Genomic DNA, 1,930 nt, shown 5'->3' with positions numbered 1-1,930 from the left:
GGATCAAGGGCATGGTGTCCACGAAGAAAGATCGTGGACACCATCATCCTGATTTTGGGCGGGGTGCTTCAAGGTGGGGCGGCTGGGCGCATACAGACGACCTCGGCAAGCGCAGGCACTGCAATGCACCCGCACCGGAAAGGCAGCCGGCGGCCTGGTGCCACAAAAGAAAAGGGTATAGGTCCGCAGCCAAACACCTAAAAAGGCTGCAGACCCATACCCGTCAGTCATGCAAAAGCGCGATCAATCGGTAATCAGCTTCCCCTGTGTCAGCAGTTGCTGGATGATGGCCTGATCCGTCGACGTGCCGCCAGCAGTCAGATCCACACCCTGCAACACGATCACCTGATCCTCCTTGCCACCCACATCGCTGTGCGTGAGATTGGCCGGATCGAACTTGCCGGTCGAACTGATGTGCACGATGGTGTCGCTGCCACTCTTCTCAAAGTGCAGGTACTTTTCAAGGGAGCCGGACGTATTGCTATCCCCCTCAAGCAGATCCTTCAGGTGCAGCACATCATTCTGACCGTTAGCACCAAAATCAGTAATCACATCGCGGGCTGCAGCACCAGCCGTACCGGAATCCGCCAATCGCCAGAAGAAGATGTCATTACCCAGCCCGCCAGTAAGCGTGTCATTTCCCGTTTCGCCGCGAATGACATCATCTCCTCCCCGCCCATCGATAACGTCATTGCCAGCGCCACCACGCAGCGCATCGACACCGTTACTCTTGTCGCTGAGATAGTCATTACCAATGATTGTGTCATCACCAAGGCCGGCAAAAGCAGTCAAATTACCGCCTCCTCCATAAATGGTGTCTTGACCGCTTGAGGTAATCACCGTATCGGAGATAGGCTGTACCTCACCTTGCACAGTCGTATCAATGTTTCCCCAAGCCAGGATATTGTCCTGCGACATGAACTTATACGTCAGCATTTGTTCCTGAGTTGGTGCAGTGCCATTCTGATTTGGTATCGAAGAACCAGAATACACAGTGTAATTTCCCGAACCCTGCCCCAAATCCACTGTGTCGTTACTATCCCCGCTCTTGATCACAAGATCATCAGTAAGTTTCACGTTTGTATACAGTGTATTGCTGCCGCCCGGCTGTTCGGGATGCGGGTTCAAGGAAACACTCAAGCCCTGCGCAATCAACAAGAAAGTATCAACAGCACCGCTGCCTTGATATGAATTCTCCAACACATCGGTAACATTCAGCGTCAGTGTTGCGGAATTGCTGTTGCCCGCCGCATCCTGCACTACCAGCGTGTAATTACTGCTGTTCTTCGCGCCGGCACCGGTATCGTCGTAATCGTTCATCGTGCTGGCAATGCCTGCCGCAGTGATGCTGATCCTGCCGCTGGCATCAATGGTGTAGAAACCATCCTGGCTACCGGCCCTGACGCTGCCATCCGCCCACTGGAAGCCATAGCCCACCACCGGCTTGCTGCCGTCATTGGCCGCCACGCTGGCAATCTGCGCACCCTGGAGCTGGTTTTCCGCGTAGCTGAAGGTCTGGTTGGCAATCACCGGCTTCAGGGTATCCACCAGTACCGTGTCACTGCCCGGGCCGCCAGTATTGCCGGCCAGATCGGTGTAGGACTTGTCCTTCACCGCCACGCTGGCTGTACCGTCGAAGTCAGGACTAGGTACAAATGTTGCTGTCCATGTTTTCCCGCCATCAATCGTCTTCAGTCCGCCAAGGGCACCTCCCGACAGATTGATATCTGCCAAATCAAAACCTGTGACAGCTTTGCTGAAGGAGAATGTCACGGTAGCAGTCTCCCCTGACTTCAATTGCTCTGTCGAGAAGTCAACCTTCACAGTCGGAGAACTGTCGTTGTCGAGGATGCCGCCCGCGCCGGTCACGCCGCCCACGCTCAGCGGCAGGCTTTCCGGGGAGGCTTCCACGCTGGCGTCGTCCACCGTC

Annotated in this window: 1 protein-coding gene; it reads right to left on the bottom strand. The window is 55.4% G+C overall.

Features of this window, described 5'->3' with window-relative positions; translation table 11 throughout:
- Positions 1–243: 243 nt before the first annotated feature.
- Positions 244–1,930: Ig-like domain-containing protein (locus tag C515_RS0116395; protein WP_144290508.1), on the bottom strand; the 1,687-nt coding region annotated here is incomplete at its 5' end.

Origin of the sequence: Chitinilyticum litopenaei DSM 21440 (genome assembly GCF_000428145.1) — a bacterium.
Lineage (GTDB): Bacteria > Pseudomonadota > Gammaproteobacteria > Burkholderiales > Chitinibacteraceae > Chitinilyticum > Chitinilyticum litopenaei.
Note: the sequence above shows the minus strand (reverse complement) of the source record. Positions and strands in the feature narration are given on the sequence as shown.